This window comes from Pseudomonas sp. G1002 (genome assembly GCF_013385455.1).
Taxonomy (GTDB): domain Bacteria; phylum Pseudomonadota; class Gammaproteobacteria; order Pseudomonadales; family Pseudomonadaceae; genus Aquipseudomonas.
The window spans coordinates 1-14,297 of the sequence record NZ_JACAPY010000070.1 but is presented as its reverse complement, the minus strand read 5'-3'; the positions used below and the strand labels follow the sequence as shown (position 1 = coordinate 14,297).

The 14,297-nt window shown below is 56.8% G+C and carries 24 protein-coding genes and 1 pseudogene; 13 read left to right on the top strand and 12 right to left on the bottom strand.

Annotated elements, in window-relative coordinates; translation table 11 throughout:
• From HX801_RS31800 to HX801_RS31760, 9 genes and pseudogenes are all read right to left on the bottom strand, one after another.
• A pseudogene (locus HX801_RS31800) lies at positions 1–446 on the bottom strand (hypothetical protein); the annotation flags it as partial.
• Positions 446–1,540 (bottom strand): hypothetical protein, encoded by a 1,095-nt coding sequence (locus tag HX801_RS31795; RefSeq protein ID WP_177023441.1) that lies wholly within the window; start codon positions 1,538–1,540, stop codon positions 446–448. The gene HX801_RS31795 and the pseudogene HX801_RS31800, both read right to left, overlap by 1 nt.
• 497 nt (positions 1,541–2,037) lie before the next feature.
• Entirely contained in the window at positions 2,038–2,235 is a 198-nt protein-coding gene (locus tag HX801_RS31790) for a hypothetical protein (protein WP_177023440.1), read from the bottom strand.
• Entirely contained in the window at positions 2,232–2,423 is a 192-nt protein-coding gene (locus HX801_RS31785) for a hypothetical protein (RefSeq protein ID WP_177023439.1), read from the bottom strand. Before HX801_RS31785 ends, HX801_RS31790 begins: the two co-directional genes overlap by 4 nt.
• Positions 2,420–2,857: a hypothetical protein gene (locus HX801_RS31780; RefSeq protein ID WP_177023438.1), complete on the bottom strand. Its 438-nt coding sequence runs from the start codon at positions 2,855–2,857 to the stop codon at positions 2,420–2,422. Before HX801_RS31780 ends, HX801_RS31785 begins: the two co-directional genes overlap by 4 nt.
• A 751-nt stretch (positions 2,858–3,608) precedes the next feature.
• Complete coding sequence (locus tag HX801_RS31775) at positions 3,609–3,860, bottom strand: DUF1654 domain-containing protein (protein WP_177023437.1); 252 nt, start codon at positions 3,858–3,860, stop codon at positions 3,609–3,611.
• Positions 3,861–4,951: 1,091 nt separating this feature from the next.
• The gene (locus HX801_RS31770; protein WP_177023436.1) at positions 4,952–5,392 is read right to left on the bottom strand and encodes a hypothetical protein; all 441 of its coding nucleotides are present in this window, start codon (positions 5,390–5,392) and stop codon (positions 4,952–4,954) included.
• Positions 5,393–5,558: 166 nt separating this feature from the next.
• Positions 5,559–5,834 (bottom strand): hypothetical protein, encoded by a 276-nt coding sequence (locus HX801_RS31765; RefSeq protein ID WP_177023435.1) that lies wholly within the window; start codon positions 5,832–5,834, stop codon positions 5,559–5,561.
• A gap of 251 nt (positions 5,835–6,085) precedes the next feature.
• Entirely contained in the window at positions 6,086–6,745 is a 660-nt protein-coding gene (locus HX801_RS31760; RefSeq protein WP_177023434.1) for a LexA family transcriptional regulator, read from the bottom strand.
• Between the two features lie 109 nt (positions 6,746–6,854).
• Here HX801_RS31760 and HX801_RS31755 point away from each other — a divergent pair, with 109 nt between their 5' ends.
• From HX801_RS31755 to HX801_RS31720, 8 genes are all read left to right on the top strand, one after another.
• The gene (locus tag HX801_RS31755; protein WP_177023433.1) at positions 6,855–7,034 is read left to right on the top strand and encodes a Cro/CI family transcriptional regulator; all 180 of its coding nucleotides are present in this window, start codon (positions 6,855–6,857) and stop codon (positions 7,032–7,034) included.
• Positions 7,035–7,116: 82 nt separating this feature from the next.
• Entirely contained in the window at positions 7,117–7,539 is a 423-nt protein-coding gene (locus HX801_RS31750) for a phage regulatory CII family protein (protein ID WP_177023432.1), read from the top strand.
• Between the two features lie 65 nt (positions 7,540–7,604).
• Positions 7,605–8,462: a replication protein gene (locus HX801_RS31745; protein ID WP_177023431.1), complete on the top strand. Its 858-nt coding sequence runs from the start codon at positions 7,605–7,607 to the stop codon at positions 8,460–8,462.
• Entirely contained in the window at positions 8,452–9,258 is an 807-nt protein-coding gene (locus HX801_RS31740) for an ATP-binding protein (protein ID WP_177023430.1), read from the top strand. Before HX801_RS31745 ends, HX801_RS31740 begins: the two co-directional genes overlap by 11 nt.
• Entirely contained in the window at positions 9,258–9,728 is a 471-nt protein-coding gene (locus tag HX801_RS31735; protein ID WP_177023429.1) for a hypothetical protein, read from the top strand. Before HX801_RS31740 ends, HX801_RS31735 begins: the two co-directional genes overlap by 1 nt.
• Positions 9,725–10,318 carry a recombination protein NinG gene (locus HX801_RS31730; protein ID WP_177023428.1) on the top strand — a complete coding sequence of 198 codons (594 nt, stop codon included), beginning with the start codon at positions 9,725–9,727 and terminating at the stop codon, positions 10,316–10,318. Before HX801_RS31735 ends, HX801_RS31730 begins: the two co-directional genes overlap by 4 nt.
• Entirely contained in the window at positions 10,315–10,860 is a 546-nt protein-coding gene (locus tag HX801_RS31725) for a hypothetical protein (protein ID WP_177023427.1), read from the top strand. The genes HX801_RS31730 and HX801_RS31725 overlap by 4 nt, the downstream gene beginning before the upstream one ends.
• 143 nt (positions 10,861–11,003) lie before the next feature.
• Positions 11,004–11,186, top strand: a complete 183-nt coding sequence (locus tag HX801_RS31720) for a hypothetical protein (RefSeq protein ID WP_177023426.1) — start codon at positions 11,004–11,006, stop codon at positions 11,184–11,186.
• 126 nt (positions 11,187–11,312) lie between these two features.
• On the opposite strand, the gene HX801_RS31715 is transcribed toward HX801_RS31720, so the two are convergent.
• Genes HX801_RS31715 through HX801_RS31705 form a run of 3 tightly spaced genes read right to left on the bottom strand, consistent with a single transcriptional unit; the run spans position 11,313 to position 12,256 of the window.
• Positions 11,313–11,594, bottom strand: a complete 282-nt coding sequence (locus HX801_RS31715) for a hypothetical protein (protein ID WP_177023425.1) — start codon at positions 11,592–11,594, stop codon at positions 11,313–11,315.
• Position 11,595: 1 nt separating this feature from the next.
• Positions 11,596–12,024 (bottom strand): type II toxin-antitoxin system HicB family antitoxin, encoded by a 429-nt coding sequence (locus tag HX801_RS31710; protein WP_177023424.1) that lies wholly within the window; start codon positions 12,022–12,024, stop codon positions 11,596–11,598.
• A gap of 52 nt (positions 12,025–12,076) precedes the next feature.
• A complete protein-coding gene (locus tag HX801_RS31705; RefSeq protein ID WP_177023423.1) occupies positions 12,077–12,256 on the bottom strand; it encodes a type II toxin-antitoxin system HicA family toxin in 180 nt (59 codons plus the stop codon).
• Positions 12,257–12,343: 87 nt separating this feature from the next.
• Between HX801_RS31705 and HX801_RS31700 the strand changes: the two genes are divergently transcribed.
• From HX801_RS31700 to HX801_RS31680, 5 genes are all read left to right on the top strand, one after another.
• The gene (locus HX801_RS31700) at positions 12,344–12,715 is read left to right on the top strand and encodes a chemotaxis protein (protein ID WP_025856073.1); all 372 of its coding nucleotides are present in this window, start codon (positions 12,344–12,346) and stop codon (positions 12,713–12,715) included.
• Positions 12,715–13,032: a hypothetical protein gene (locus HX801_RS31695; RefSeq protein WP_102368948.1), complete on the top strand. Its 318-nt coding sequence runs from the start codon at positions 12,715–12,717 to the stop codon at positions 13,030–13,032. The genes HX801_RS31700 and HX801_RS31695 overlap by 1 nt, the downstream gene beginning before the upstream one ends.
• Positions 13,033–13,158: 126 nt before the next feature.
• Positions 13,159–13,437, top strand: a complete 279-nt coding sequence (locus tag HX801_RS31690; RefSeq protein ID WP_177023422.1) for a hypothetical protein — start codon at positions 13,159–13,161, stop codon at positions 13,435–13,437.
• Positions 13,424–13,687: a hypothetical protein gene (locus HX801_RS31685; protein WP_177023421.1), complete on the top strand. Its 264-nt coding sequence runs from the start codon at positions 13,424–13,426 to the stop codon at positions 13,685–13,687. Before HX801_RS31690 ends, HX801_RS31685 begins: the two co-directional genes overlap by 14 nt.
• Positions 13,688–13,713: 26 nt before the next feature.
• On the top strand, positions 13,714–14,297 hold a 584-nt coding region (locus HX801_RS31680), incomplete at its 3' end, for a putative metallopeptidase (protein WP_177023420.1).

Here is a 14,297-nt window from a genome sequence, read left to right as displayed (position 1 = left end):
TAGATGTCGGCGGCGAACCCCAGGGGCTGCAGGCATTTACCGATGGCGTCCGTCAGCGATTTTTTTGCCGCGTCCCAGTCAGTAAGAATTTTTCCCTGCTGCAGGTAGATAAATGGCGTATGGCCGTAGTGCTGCACCGTGCATTTTTGCCCGGCGTTGCCCAGGTACCAAAGTTCGATTTTTACGGTGTGCAGCTTCGCGCAGATCGTTGGTGCCTCCGGCCACTCTTTTGTGGGTGCCTGGAGCGGTGCACCCTCGTCGAATCGATCCTCCAGGACGCTCCAGCCCCAGCCCTCACCGCATGGTCCGAAAATTTCTGTTGCCTTGCGCATGAGGTAGGTTGGTCTGATCGCTGTGCCCTTAAAGCCACCTGCGCCAGTGTATTTTTTAGTAGCGTCAGGGTCGGTTGTGTTGACCTGATCCCAAATTCTCGTGTTCTCGGACATTACTTATTCCTCCAGCCGTCAGCACGCTTGACCAGTTCCTTGAAGGAAGCCGCGGGCAGCCTGCTCATGTATTTTTTGTTGTCGCGATACCATTCTTCCAGGGCAGCTTTGGGCGTCTGGATGGCCACGACGCGGGCAACCTGCTGTTTGTATGAGGTCGAGTTGGCGACTTGCGAGTGGAATGTCCGGCTCACCACTACGGTGTTGGTCATTCCCTGCTTGACCAGGGTGTTCAGCTCTTCCTGGGATTGAACGGCAATGGCGCCCGGGTGCTTCTGCTGGAACAACCTGTAGCAGGCCTCTCTCACCAGTTCGGTGCTGCCGTACTCGACGTATTCAACGTCGGGAATTCCTGCCTCGATCTTCTCCGCCACCTCATCCAGGCGCCCGGTGTCGATCCAAGCGTTTTTGGATACCTGTTTCAAATCCCAACCGCTGACCGTCTGGCGGTCACGCTCAAGCTGCAGGTGTTCGGGGAGGATGTCGTAGCCGTAGGTCAGGTCTGTGTCGCAAACAAACAGCGTGCCGACGTAAAGCTTTCCGGGCCGGGAGGGCAGGATGTGGCCGTACTTGGTGCCGATCACGTCGCTCATTGGTGGCTGCATACGCAGGCACATACTGCGGATTTCCGCTTCTTCGTCATCGGTGAGGCCGGAGACGACGAATTCAACACCCTGATTCTGCCTGTGCGCCGGGGTCTCGTTGATGCACAACACTTCGGCGTCGAACTGGTCGCTGTCCCGGAACTCTGGTACCCATTGTTTGTTGCCGTTCAGCACCTTCACGTCGTAGCCATTCCGGGTCAGCACCAGCAGGGCGATTTTATAGCCCTCGCCGAAGCTGCCGATGGCATCGGTGCGGTCAGATTTGGACGTGCTGCCCAGCACCAGGGTGCTGGCCTCCAGCCTTGCAAAGCGGCTGGTGATGAACAGCTGGCCGTCAGCGAAGGCGTATTCAAACGGCGAATCACTGTCCAGGGCGTTCTGTACCAGCTCCCGTATGGCTTCTTTCAGGCCCCAGTGGCGGACGTAATCGCGGGACAGGGGCAGTTCGTAGGATTTGGAACGGATGCGGTCTGCAATTGCTGCGAGCATGACTATCTCCCGCGCCATCCTTGCGGGGCGCTGTGAGGCATTGGTTATTGAGTAATTCGATCAGCGAGGGCGCTGAGCAACATCAGAAAGGTGCAGACGGAGAGGGCAGAGAAGGAGCCGCGCCAGATGAGTAGGCGCCGGGTGCGCTGGCGGGCAGTCATGACCGCGACTCTCTGATTGCAGCGGCAGCCCTTACTATGGCCCTGCATATCGCAGACTCCGCACGCCCACCCGTCACGTCCTCGCAAGCCTGGCCATCGTCGTGATAAGCCTGAACCCACCCCGTCTGGAAGCCGCGCTCAGTCACCACGTTCATGTCGATGCTTATTCCCAAACGCGCCTGAAGAATCAAAGCGTGGCCAGTATTGAAATCGAGAGGGCTAAAGTAGCCAGACGAAAATGTATGGCTGCTCAAGCACACGTAACCATTCTTGTCTGGGTAATGGCCGTTGCAACGAAGGCCAGCAGCTTCGGCCGCCAAATAGAGCATTTCACGGTCATCCATGACGAACCCTCACCGCGATCCGCCCGCCTTTCATGGTCGGAGCCAAGCGCTGCGGCAGATCCCGCACCAAGTCTTCACGCTTGCGACCGATCAGTTCATTGAAGGGAATGCCGAAGCCGAGAATGGCGATGCGGCGCTCGATATCGTCGAGCTGCTCATCAGCCAGCGATTTCACGATAGGCGTGGTCATGCAGCCTCCTTGCGGTGCCTGGTGATTTTCAGCAGGCGCTGGCAGTAGTGGTTGAATTCTTCGACGGTGATCACATTGCCGGTGAGCATGTTCGTGATCATTCGTTGCACGACCACCTGGGCGCCGGGCTCGCTGGCGGGATGCTCCAGGGCCTCGAGCGCTTCATCGATCAGGATGTGCGGGCTCATACATCGGCATCCACGTCGTCTTCTCGCTCTTCCCGTTCCGCTGCTACAGCGTCTTCGGCGTAGGGCCTCAGCAGCGCTACAGCGATCTTCTCGACGGCTTCAATCGGGCGTTGCTGGCCCAGCAGGTCTGCGGCGTGGGACCGGGCATCGCTCTGGCTGCCGAGCATTGCCGACAGCAGCAGGCGGGCAAACGAATCACGCTGGTCCAGGCCGTCGATCTGGCGCTGGTTTAGGTGGCCTTGCAGAACAGTGCAGAAACGGTCGAACGTCACGACCTGCGGCTGGCCGTAGCGGCGCTTCCATTTGATGTCGACGCCGCACACCAGGCGCTCCGCCGAATGCTCAAGCCAGTCCGTGACCTCGTCGCTGTCGCTGACCTCCGGAGGCAACTGAGCGTCGTAACGCTCCTGGCATATCTTCAATGCTGCGTTCATGGTCGCCTCCAAGGTGGCGGGTTGTTCACCTGTATTCGTCAACACTCATGCCTCCCGCTGGTTGCCGATGGGCGCGGGGGAGGAGTGCTGACGTAATAGAGGTGGGGAAGGGTGCCCAGGCCCGCTACTGGCGACGGCCTGGGTTTGTTGCGCCAGCGGTGTTGGCCAGTTACCCGCTGCTGATTGCAGGGCTGGCCGGTCGTCTTCGGTGTGGGCTTCGAGCTTCCTACTCACAGCGTCAAACAGCTTCTGTTCGCCGTGGATCACAGGTCCTTACAACATGCACGCTACAGCTCTGAATGCCCTGGCTGAGTGGGGCAGGGTGCATGAGGTCCGGCGTTCCCAGCCGAGGCTATCGGGATCGCTAATTCAAATCTTTTGGGGCTGGCCGTGACCCGCTACTGGCGTCGGTCACCGGCTTGAATCAAATGTTCTTCCAGCCGCGGGCCTTTCGGCTTGTTCTCCCGCTGGATAACTGTTCTTGGCGCTTTACGCTGCACGCCCGGGTCAGTTGCCAACCCTCTGAACCGTTTAGGCCGGCTCATCGCTGCCTTTGAATCTGGGCCGGTGGTGATCCGGCAAGGGGTGTCGCTAAAGATCGGCGCAGGTTTAGCTGCTGGCCGGCATTCTTTGTTGCTGGCCTGAGTTGAATTTAAGCAAGCTGAAATTAAAGTGTCAAGCATGCTTAATTAAATAATTCAGATTGCTGAAATTTACAGGCAATAAAAAGCCCGCTCTTTGGCGGGCTCTTTTATGTGTCGCAGTACTCGCGCCAGCCAATCCGGACGCCGCCGTCTTCCAGATGCTCGATCCTGATGCCGGCGGTGTCGCCGATATCCTGGATGATCTGGTGCCAGGCTTCAGGGCTTTCGTCGTCGCGCCTAGATACTTCCACCAACTGGATTCTCTGGACCCGGGGAGATGCGATCAAGCGCTGCAGGCGATGGCCCACAAGCTCGTAGGAATTTCTCGGTTTGGGTGTGGGGTAGGGTGTCTGATTCATGTCTCGCTCCTTGCGGAATCTGTATGCATACACAGTATTTGCACTGACATATCTTGGCAATAGGGCGACAGGAAGTTTCATGCATAAATGCATATTTCTAAGAGGGGCGTTTTCACCGGGCCTGAAAAAGCCCGCTCGTAGCGGGCTTTGATCGAATTGGTCTTGAGTCTTATTTGGGGATTGAGCTTCGCTGCTCTGCCCAACGCTCAAGGGTCCAGTAGTTGAACCGGCCTACCTCTGGGCTCTTCGAATATTCACTCGCCTGCTTTAGGCCAACCTGCATTAGATCGTCCCGAATCTGTAAAACGGTCCAGGTGACTCCGGGGTTGACGTCTCGTTGGTGAAAGCAATCCGCTCCCTTCGTTCTGTCCGCCCAAGCCGTAAACTCTGATCTGTTGTAGTGATAGAGCGACTGGGAAAAGTTGGTTTCCGACACGCACCCGAACGCGGACGGGTTCAGCCCGATCAGTTCGTCAGCTTTAGGTCGATACGTGTTTGCAGGCGCGAGAGCCGTAGAGGTAGACGGGACGGGGATCATTCGATAGGCGACCACACCAATGATTAAGGCGACCAAGGCCGCACAGATCGCGATGAATGGACGATTGCTATTCGAATTCCGCACTATCTGATCTGTCGTAACGGAACTGGCGATTGATTCCACGTCAGCCCCACAGTGACGGCACCGGATAGCTGCGTTTTTGATTACCTCGGCGCAGAGGGGGCACGGTCGTGTATCGGCCTCAACGGCAGGGTTGGTAGCTGAGTCTCTCCCGCCAAGCAGTACCATCAGGAGACCGGCCACCGCTAGCAACCCGCCGACGATTGTGTGCACCTGGCGGTCAGCCATGAGGCCCAAGTTGTTTACCCGGCTTCCCGCACCAGTCGAGACAGACACATCCATGCTCAGAGCGAAGATCAGCCAGCAGATGCCGGCTATCAGCGCGAACGTCCCAAATCCTTTCATTGGATCCCTCCCATAATTATGCCCGCACTTTACCATTCGTAGTGTACAGCTACCATTTGGGGGGGCTACAGATTCAGATTGGGTATGGCAGAAACAAGAAGCCCGGCGCTGGGCCGGGCTCTTAGAATCAATTTTTATTAGCTGGAGGCGATTCTACGGCCTTACCTTGATCCTTGCCTGCCTGAAAAACGGATACCGTAGTTGAAACTGCGGAAAGAACGTTGGCTTGGTTGGCCAAGTAAGCGCCCACTACAATCGCGCCTACGGCCAATACTTGAGCCACGACGCTCGCCCAGAAGTGAGTTTTGAGTGTGGCAGCTTCTTTTGCAGATGAGTCGGCACTGATTGCGGCTTGAGCTGACTGTTCCGCGAGCATTCTGAATTTCTGATTCCACTCGTCAGAAAGCGTGATCGAGGATGCGAGACGTTCGTTAAAGCGCTGATCCCTTTCCGTTTGAACGGCAAGGAAAGCTTCAATTTTTGAAGAAACAGACTCAACCCGAGCGTCCATTTTGGTTTCAATGGTCTCTAGTTTTGCATTGAGTTCTTCGCGAGTGATGTCATTCATGAGCACAGTATCGTTCTGAATGCTGGCGTTGTCATTAGAAGTGACGACAGCAATAGTTTCAGAAAACCTCGAAACCTCTACTCTAGCTCCGCCTGCAATGTCGTGCACATTGCTGAGAACGGGCGAGTCGTCAGTGTCTGAAGATGGAGGGGACCCGCTCCCTTGCTCACGCATTTTCTCGCTCTTTCCTTGATTTTATCCAGCTCCAGATTTGTGTATTTGCGTAGCCGTGGTGTCCAGCAAATGGCAGAACTATACCTTCGCCAAGCGTGTTTTCCTCACTTATTCCTATGGCCCGTCCAAGCTCGACGGGAGTCCCCGCGAAGCTTGCAAGAAACCCCCCCTCCTTGAACGGCTCATCTAGGATGTCTATGCCAGTTGCTTTCGCATGCTCAACAATTTCCTTGCGGCCCCTGGTCGGTAGCACTAGGAATATAGGCATTTGTGTTCCTTTGGTTCTGTGGTTGCAATTTATGTTTGAATCAAAAAAAAAGCAGAAGGTTCATACTGATTTTAGCATCGCTTCAAGCATTTAAGGGGGCAAAGCGCAGCCTCCAAATCACGACGCCTCTACGGTACTCAACGCCGACAGCTCTCTCAAATCTGAACCGCGTCGTCTCTCGGCCTCCAGACATTCCAATCAATTAGGAGTCGGCGCTATTTACCTGTACCAGCCCATGGCTGGCTTAGCGCTCAGTGGTAAAACTTCTGCGTAGCTTGCACAACGACGCCGACGATTCGGCAGTTTTCGTCAAAAATTTCGGTCGGATAACCAGGATTCAAGGGCTTAAGATAGAGCTTCCCGCCATCACTGACCAGTTTCTTGAAGGTTGCCTCATTACTGTCCGGCAGTTTGGCCACGACAAGCTTGCCTGGCGTTGCTTCGACTTCAGTATCAACCAGGATCAGCGAGCCTTGAGCAATGCTCGTACCGACAGGCGATGTCATCGAGTCGCCTTTGACCTCAAGCCAGAACGCCGGGCCCTTCGAGTTGTATTCGGAAAACTCGTAGCGATCGGATATTCCGGCGGGGTAGGGCTCAACGGCTTCTGCCCAAGATCCGGCGGACACCCAGCTGATGACTGGATAGCGGAAACTCTGGGAAGGCTGATCAGTCATCGAGATATTGGATTCTGATGCTTCTTGCTCCGCCCCCTCACCAATAGCAAGCCACTCAGCTCGGAATCCGGTCGCTTTTGCCAGTGCGTAAAGGTTCTCCGGCCTGAGGCTTTTGCTCTCGCCGGTGATCCACTGCGTGACGGCAGAATTTGCAACGCCGCAAAGCGATGCAATTTCTCCCTTCTTTTTACCGCTGACCTGTATGGCGCGGGCGATGCGTTCGTGTCTTTCCATGGACTCAATATTAAGTTAACTGAATTTAAGCATGCAGTAGGCAGAAAACACCGTTGATGCCATAACTTAAGCATGCTTAAATTAAGGCAGGCTCGAACGAGGATGCGCAATGAACACGCATGAAGTCGCCGAATTCTTCGGCAGCAAGACAAAGCTGGCGCTAGCCCTGGGTATCCGCCCAAGCGCAGTGACCATGTGGGGCGAAACAATCCCTGAATCCAGGCAATACCAGATTCAGGTTCTCTCTAAGGGCAGGTTCAAGGTAGCAAAGAAGGCTCAGGCCGCCTGACATCCGTGTCCGCCGATCCATTGAGCAAATGATCGCTTCTGCATCAGCAGGGCGCCACGGAAACAAATTTGAGGTTTTACGAATGGAAGACTTTTTGGATGCATGTCAGGCCGCAGTGAAGGGCAACGAGCCCAAGACCCTGGCTGCAAAGATGGGTATTCCGCACGTTGGCCTGCTTCAGCGCGCCAACCCTGACAACGAGGCTCATCACCTGACCGTGGAGCATCTGTTCGGGATCCTGCTGCACACCGGCGACATGCGCCCATTGATGGCCCTGGCCAATGAGTTCGGCTTTGACTTGGTATCGAAGTCGGCGCCGGAGCCGCAAGCGCTCACCAAGTCGCTGATCAACGTAGGTAAGGAAGTTGCCGACCTGACGATCGCGGTGCACGAAGCGCTGGACGACAACCACGTCAGCTCTTTCGAAAAGAGCCTGATCCGCCAAGAGATCAATCACGTTCGGCAGAGCCTGGACGTGATGGATGCGTCGGTGAAGGCAGCCTGAATTTCAGACACAAAAAAGCCGACGTACGAGGTCGGCTTCTTCAACAGCTTTAAGCGAGAGAAATCATGCCAAACATTTTTGCGTTACACAACCCTCGGGGATTCACCCGTATGGACAATAGCCTTATGGAGGCATTGGCTACGGTTGACCTGCCAGCGCGTGAGCTGCGCGTGCTCATGGCCATTGCACGCCAGACCATCGGCTATCAACTGGAAACCAAACGCCTGACTGCCGACGATATCGGCAAACAGACCAACTTGCGCCGTGACGTCACGTCGAAGGCGATCAGCCACCTCCTTGAGCGCCGGATCATTTTTCGCGTTGGCGGGAGCCGTGGGGATATCGGCATCGCGCCTGTCCGCGAGTGGTCTTTCTTCGAAGAAAAACAACCGAGTCTCACTGAGACCAAAACGTCTCACTCAGACAATATCGTCTCACTGAGACCGCCTGCGAGTGAGACCAAAACTGCTCACTCCCTTCTTTATACAAAGAAAGAACCCCTATTAACTCTTTCTACGAAAGAGATTAATCCGCCCCAAGAGCCGGCCGAACCTCCGAAGCCTGATCGCAAGACTCCGTTCGGCATGGCGCAGTTGTTGGCCGACAACCCTCACAACGTCCCTGAGCAACTGCTGGCCGACTGGCTGACACAGCGCAAAGCCAAGCGCGCCTCAGTGACCGCCACCGTCTGGGCGACCGTGAACACCGAGCTGGCCAAGTGCGCCGAGGCCGGGATCACCCCAGACGACGCAATCACCGAAGCGCTGAATTCCGGCTGGCAGGGTTTCAAGGCTTCCTGGGTGATCAAGCGTCTGGCGGAATCCGCACCGGTGCAAGCGCCCCAATCGCGTCACACAGGCTTTGCCGAGCGCAACTACACCGATGGCCTGATTCAGCGTGAGGACGGTTCCTATGCGATCTGAGCCGACCCAGCAAACTCCTAAACTGCCGCCAGGCACCCGCATCCAGCCCGCCGAGTGCGAGACCCACGGGCACTACGACCAGAAGATTTTCCCGGTGCTGGGCAAGGAGCTGAAGAGCGGTTGCCCTGAGTGCGGCCGGATCATTCGCGAGAAGGCTGAATCTGCCGAACTGGCCAACAAGGCGATGGAGCTCCGCATGGCCATGGAGCGCAAGCTCGGCGCCGCGCTGATCCCCAAGCGCTTCGCCAGCAAGACCCTGGACGGCTACGTCGCCACCACCACGGAACAGCGAAAGGCGCTGAACACCTGCCGCCGGTATGCCGCTGAGTTCGCGCAGATCGCCGAGACGGGCCGCTGCCTGTTGTTGCTGGGCAAGCCCGGTACCGGCAAGACGCACCTGTCCGTGGCTATCGCAAACGAGATCATGGCCAAGTCATCCGCGACCGCTGTCTATCGCACGATCGGCGCCGTACTGCAGGCCATCCGCGCAACCTACGACCACTCCAGCGACCAGAGCGAAAGCCAGATCTTGTCGAGCCTGATCAGTCCCTCGTTGCTCATCCTGGACGAGATCGGCGTCAGCAAGGAGAAGCCCAGCGACTTCGAACTGACGACCCTGTTCGCAATCATCAACGGCCGGTACGAAGAGCTGCGCCCGACGGTGATCGTTTCCAACCTGGATGGGCAGTCGCTGCCGGCTGCCATCGGCGAGCGCTGCATTGATCGCCTTCGAGAGGGCGGGGTGATCGTCATTCCGTTTGAGTGGGAATCGCAGCGCGGAAAAGAGGGTTTCTGATGTCCGACAAAATCAGCGTCAACTGCCAGGCCAAGCTCTCCGAAGTCATCACCAAAATCAGCGCTATGTACAAAGACAAGAAGTTTGTCGTGGTGACCCTGCGCCCGGGCAAGGACCGCACGCTCGACCAAAACCGGTTGTGGTTCGGGATGTACAAGCGCATCGCCGAGATGACCCAGATCGGCGACGCGGCCGATGCCCGCCGGTACTGCAAGCTGCACTTCGGCGTGCAGATCCTGCTGAACGAGGACGCTGGCTTTCAGGCCGAGTGGTACCGGGTCATGCGGCACCTGCCGTACGAAACGAAGTTGGCCATGATGGGCGAGTGCCATTTGTTCGGCCCCGACGGTTTCCCAGTCACCAGCCTGTTCAATCGCGCCCAGGGCATCAATTACACCGACCGCATCGCCACCTATTTCACAGGCCAAGGTGTGGTTTTCACTGATCTACTCAGCAAGGAGGCTGCATGATCGCCAAGCAACCCAAACCGAAGAAGTGCAAGAACCCGGCATGCGGCATCAGCTTTCCGCCGCAGCGCCTGGGCCAAGCCGTGTGCAGCCCGAAATGCGGCCTGGCCATCAAGGACGTGAACCAGGCGAAGGCGCGCAAGTCGCTGGCCCAGGTTGAGCGCCGCGAGATCAAGGTTCGCAAGGAGAAGCTGAAGAGCCGCGGCGAACATATGCGTGAGGCTCAGCAGGCGTTCAACGAGTACGTCCGCACCCGGGACCAGGCCGCCGGGCACCTCTGCATCTCCAGCGGTAAGCCGTTGGACTGGAGCGGTAACGCAGTAGATGCGGGTCATTACCGCAGCGTCGGCTCCGCGCCGCACCTGCGCTTCGATGAGCGCAACTGTCACGCACAGAGCAAGCAGGACAACCGATTCCTCTCCGGCAACGCCGTGGACTACCGGATCGGCCTGATCGCTCGCATAGGCCAGGAGGCCGTCGACGCCCTTGAAGCTGACCAGAGCGTGCGCAAGTACACCGTGGATGAGATCAAGGGCATCAAGACCTACTACCGGGCAAAGACCAGAGAGCTGAAAAAAGGGGAAGCCGCATGACCTATCGCAACGTTGTTTCAGCAGTAGTTCGAGCCCTCGCGGCCGAGACCATCAGTACCGCCGGCGGCTGCGACTTCGAGCCCAAGGTGCAGTGCGCCAAGCAGAAGGGGGAGATCGTCGGCAAGGAGGCGGCGTTTCTTCAGGACTGCTGGGTGTTCGGCCGGCTGCACAAGGCGTTGACGCCAGCGCACTGGCGGGCGCTCGTGGCGAAGTACTCGACGCACCAGGAGCGCAAACACGGCGCCATTTTGGAATTGCTCAATTCGGTGAAGACGCCGGCGCCGAAACGCTTCCGGGAATGCGCCGTGCTGACCTGGGCCATTCCGCAGGTTGCTGGTACCGAGGGCAAGCGCTCCGCCGCAGTCCTGCCGGCTGCCTGGTACGACATCACCAACTGGGATAACGACGGGAAGCCGGAATCAACTCGGTACCGGTGGCGCTCAGGGATCCGCAAGACGCTGGATGACCAGGTGAACGAGGCGCTGACAGCCGCTCAGGAACTGCTCGATGCAGAGGGGTTAATCGAAAGTTGCGCTGCGTAGCAAAAAGCCATTGCACTGAGTGAGAAAGTGAGAGATTATTTACCCATCCTGTCGATCTTGCGCGTTAGGGATCGACAAAGCTTCTCCCTGGAGCAGCGGCATCCGTTGTTGTGGCTGGAGTCGTAGCGGGCACCTTAGGATTCATGGCATTGGTTGCAACGAACCTGCTGTATCTCAAAGTGCAAGAGCCGACCGTAGCGGCCTCGACTACGAAGGAGGTTAACGAGATGGTGAAAAAAACTGACATGGCGTTCCTGAACACGATTCACGCCGTCGGTGCCGGTCTCGCCTCCAGCCTCATCATTGCCGGTCTGATTCGAGCCTAACGGCTCACCGAACCCCGCCAAGTGCGGGGTTTATTTTAAGCCCGCCCCGAGCGGGCTTTTTATTGCCTCGCATTTGCTGAGGACTTCTCGTTATCGTTCGGAGCGTTCCATTCCAGAGCATTCGTGCTATCGCATTGCGCTTCTTAGCCAGATTTTATTTGCAATCCAGATCCAAGCTAGCGCGTAAAAAATTGCGAGCAGGATCTCCCAGCGGGGAGGCTCAGCCTCACGCAGGGAAAACATGACCAGAACAGCCGTAGCGACAATCAGTGCAGCCCATAAAATCAGCCCGTGAGACCATTGGGTGAGCCTTTCGCGGCCCTCTATTGAGAGGGAGGCAATTGTTGCGGCTGCGCTCACCAGTCCAACAAAAATACCGAAGCAGGCCAACGCATCTGATACGCCCATTTTAAGCGGCCTCGACTGAAACTAAGAGGCGCTTGCCTAGTGCGGCGAGGGCTTTTTCTATCGCTTCCATCTTGGAGGTGTGAAGGAAGTCGACCAGACGATCGCCTTGTGTCTGGGCCAGGCCCAGAAGACGGCACAAATCGGCCTTGCGCATATCGCGAGCCATCATCTCGTTCCACAGCACAATCTTCGCGACAGTGACGGCCGGCAGGTGAATAACCTCTTCACCTGGCTGGGCCGGAGTCGCTTGCGGAATGGCTTCTCGCTGATCCACGTAGATGGACAGAGTTGTTTCAATCGCGTCCACGGCTTCGCGGATCGCGTGTTCTTTGTCGTCCCCGTAGCTGTTCAGCAACGGAAGATCGCGACAGAAGACGGCCAAGCCGGGCGCGCTGTCGTCCTGCTCAAAGCGGATTGCATATTCGTACATCGGTCACTCCTAGAGGTGATCGCCCAGCGTTCAGATGAGGTGAAGGGGGCTCTTAGAGCCCCAGTTGTTTAATGATCGCCTTGCGGGTCGGTTCTGGTATTTCCTTACTACCGTGATCCGCGAAGGTGCTCCTGTTGCCGTTTGGGGCGATGACTTTGAAGTGGCTTCCTTTGCCTGCTTCGAAGGTCACCCCTTGGGCCTTCAACCATCGTCTGAACTCGCTGAACTTCATCACCTCGCCTCGTTGTTTGGATGAGTCCAGTTTACAACGTTTTTGTGGTAATACAACAATTTTGTTTTATTTGAATTTGGAGTGACGATGGACCCAACCGACCTTGGCCCAGGCACAGCTACCTGGCTGGGCGGTAGCGCCACCGTTGTACTGGGCGGCCTGCTTTGGCTGCGCCGTTTCCTTTCCAAGGACGCGACCGACCGGGCAATGGATAGCGCCGATATCGGCACGCTGAAGCGCCTGAACGAGTTGCTGAACCAGGAGCGCGCCGCCCGCAAGGAAGCCGAGGCCCGCGCCGATCAGTTTGCGAAAGAGCGGAATGACCTGGCAGCCGCCGTCGGGCGCATGGAAGGCAAGATCGAAGCGCTGACCAGCCAGGTCGCTCAACTCACTGACCGCGTGACGCAGCAGAGCGACGAGATCACTCGCCTGCGTACCAAGCTGGGAGGGATCGCTTGATGGACAGATGCGCATTGGAATTTATCGCCCGCCGCTGGTGGCGCCGGGCCGAGGTCTGGGCCATTGCCGTCGTGCTGGTGGGTGGTGGTGCCGTCCTGGGTTACCAGGCCGCCTACTGGTCGCTCGCCGAGAGCCAGAGCAATCAGGTCAAGGGCATCCGCGAGGCGTACGACACCGCGATGACTGAGCGTGATAAACGCCTGGAAGAGCTGACTCGCAAGACCGGTACCGCCGCCGACAAAGCGACGAAGGCTGCAACGACGGCGGCCCAGGCTGCCGACAAAGCGGACGAAGCCCTAAACCGGGTATCGCAGTAATCCGCGCCACGTTTTCGAATGCGCCAAATCGTGGCGCGCGATTTTGATTTTCTAGTGGTGATCACAGGCCAATGGCACGTAGGCTCGAATGGTATCTTCTAGTCCTAACTAGGTGAGGTATCCAAGATGTTCGAAAATCTAGGATTGGGTTTTTTGTTAACTGATTGCAAAAACATGACGCTCACCAATGTGTCCTCGGTGAACTGTGATGTTGGAGTAGGTATCGCAGACTCCAGCAATATCAAGATTGATGGTTTTAAGGCTCTCAACACTAAAACTGCTGTAAAAGGTGAGCGTGTTAAAGGGCTTGAGGCGAAGAACATGTTTCATAGTGAAAGCGATGGACTTCAGAATATGTCACTCCTAGCTGTTGCAATCATGAGGATTAACCATGGCTATGTTTGATTTGAAAGACTCTGAAGATATCAAGCTCACCAACTGCCATACCGACTCGTCGAAATTGGTTAGTGGTGAGAGGCTGAAACGTCTTGAGGTTGCGGACTCTTCTGCGTTCGCGATGCAGCCAGATCCTTCGTTGCCGCCCAAGCGCAGTTTCTTTCGGTTCTTTGCCGAGAACATTTTGACTTCTCTTCTTGGCCTGGTCGTGGCCTTGATTGCCGGATACCTCTTATGGAGGTTTGGCTGGACCGGGTAATAAATTACTGACAGCGAGGAGGAGTAATGCATAGACCATATCCTCCTTCGTCACTGCTTGAGCTGTCGGACCTATCCAACTTCGGCATCCGCCTGACCCCAGCACCTGAAGTGTGGGAATGGCTCCAGGCCGAGATCCTCGCCGATACCGGCAGCATTCACAACGAAGACCATGCCCACCTACTGGATGCAGACATCCGGATCATGTGGGCGTCGGCGTGTTTCGAGAAGCAGGGCAGGACAGTCTTGGGCCAAGCCGAACAGGTAGCGTTCCGCGCTGGCGGTTGGCAGAAAGCCCGGATGGAGCAACAGATGCGTGATTGGTTCGGCGATGTGCCGGACTTCGTCATCACTCTGGCGGCTGACTACTGTGCCCAATGCACCGACCTTGAGTTCTGCGCCCTGATTGAGCACGAGCTGTATCACCTTGCTCACGCGACCGACAAGTACGGTCAACCTGCATTCACCCAAGACGGTGCACCGAAGATCAAGCTGCAGGGCCACGACGTCGAAGAGTTCGTCGGCGTGGTCCGCCGCTATGGTGCGAGCACTGACGTTCAAGCATTGGTGGATGCAGCAAACAGTCCTGCTGAGGTGGGGAAATTGAACAT

Excerpts from the sequence above, each read along its gene's own strand:
- HX801_RS31725 (WP_177023427.1), top strand. The coding sequence starts at position 10,315 with ATGACCTATCGCAACGTTGTTTCAGCAGTAGTTCGAGCCCTCGCGGCC.
- HX801_RS31750 (WP_177023432.1), top strand. The coding sequence starts at position 7,117 with ATGGAAGACTTTTTGGATGCATGTCAGGCCGCAGTGAAGGGCAACGAG.
- HX801_RS31785 (WP_177023439.1), bottom strand. The coding sequence starts at position 2,423 with ATGAGCCCGCACATCCTGATCGATGAAGCGCTCGAGGCCCTGGAGCAT.
- HX801_RS31690 (WP_177023422.1), top strand. The coding sequence starts at position 13,159 with ATGTTCGAAAATCTAGGATTGGGTTTTTTGTTAACTGATTGCAAAAAC.
- HX801_RS31700 (WP_025856073.1), top strand. The coding sequence starts at position 12,344 with ATGGACCCAACCGACCTTGGCCCAGGCACAGCTACCTGGCTGGGCGGT.
- HX801_RS31770 (WP_177023436.1), bottom strand. The coding sequence starts at position 5,392 with ATGAATGACATCACTCGCGAAGAACTCAATGCAAAACTAGAGACCATT.
- HX801_RS31755 (WP_177023433.1), top strand. The coding sequence starts at position 6,855 with ATGAACACGCATGAAGTCGCCGAATTCTTCGGCAGCAAGACAAAGCTG.
- HX801_RS31740 (WP_177023430.1), top strand. The coding sequence starts at position 8,452 with ATGCGATCTGAGCCGACCCAGCAAACTCCTAAACTGCCGCCAGGCACC.
- HX801_RS31685 (WP_177023421.1), top strand. The coding sequence starts at position 13,424 with ATGGCTATGTTTGATTTGAAAGACTCTGAAGATATCAAGCTCACCAAC.
- HX801_RS31715 (WP_177023425.1), bottom strand. The coding sequence starts at position 11,594 with ATGGGCGTATCAGATGCGTTGGCCTGCTTCGGTATTTTTGTTGGACTG.
- HX801_RS31780 (WP_177023438.1), bottom strand. The coding sequence starts at position 2,857 with ATGAACGCAGCATTGAAGATATGCCAGGAGCGTTACGACGCTCAGTTG.
- HX801_RS31760 (WP_177023434.1), bottom strand. The coding sequence starts at position 6,745 with ATGGAAAGACACGAACGCATCGCCCGCGCCATACAGGTCAGCGGTAAA.
- HX801_RS31710 (WP_177023424.1), bottom strand. The coding sequence starts at position 12,024 with ATGTACGAATATGCAATCCGCTTTGAGCAGGACGACAGCGCGCCCGGC.
- HX801_RS31735 (WP_177023429.1), top strand. The coding sequence starts at position 9,258 with ATGTCCGACAAAATCAGCGTCAACTGCCAGGCCAAGCTCTCCGAAGTC.
- HX801_RS31730 (WP_177023428.1), top strand. The coding sequence starts at position 9,725 with ATGATCGCCAAGCAACCCAAACCGAAGAAGTGCAAGAACCCGGCATGC.
- HX801_RS31695 (WP_102368948.1), top strand. The coding sequence starts at position 12,715 with ATGGACAGATGCGCATTGGAATTTATCGCCCGCCGCTGGTGGCGCCGG.
- HX801_RS31790 (WP_177023440.1), bottom strand. The coding sequence starts at position 2,235 with ATGACCACGCCTATCGTGAAATCGCTGGCTGATGAGCAGCTCGACGAT.
- HX801_RS31765 (WP_177023435.1), bottom strand. The coding sequence starts at position 5,834 with ATGCCTATATTCCTAGTGCTACCGACCAGGGGCCGCAAGGAAATTGTT.
- HX801_RS31775 (WP_177023437.1), bottom strand. The coding sequence starts at position 3,860 with ATGAATCAGACACCCTACCCCACACCCAAACCGAGAAATTCCTACGAG.
- HX801_RS31705 (WP_177023423.1), bottom strand. The coding sequence starts at position 12,256 with ATGAAGTTCAGCGAGTTCAGACGATGGTTGAAGGCCCAAGGGGTGACC.
- HX801_RS31720 (WP_177023426.1), top strand. The coding sequence starts at position 11,004 with ATGGCATTGGTTGCAACGAACCTGCTGTATCTCAAAGTGCAAGAGCCG.
- HX801_RS31795 (WP_177023441.1), bottom strand. The coding sequence starts at position 1,540 with ATGCTCGCAGCAATTGCAGACCGCATCCGTTCCAAATCCTACGAACTG.
- HX801_RS31745 (WP_177023431.1), top strand. The coding sequence starts at position 7,605 with ATGCCAAACATTTTTGCGTTACACAACCCTCGGGGATTCACCCGTATG.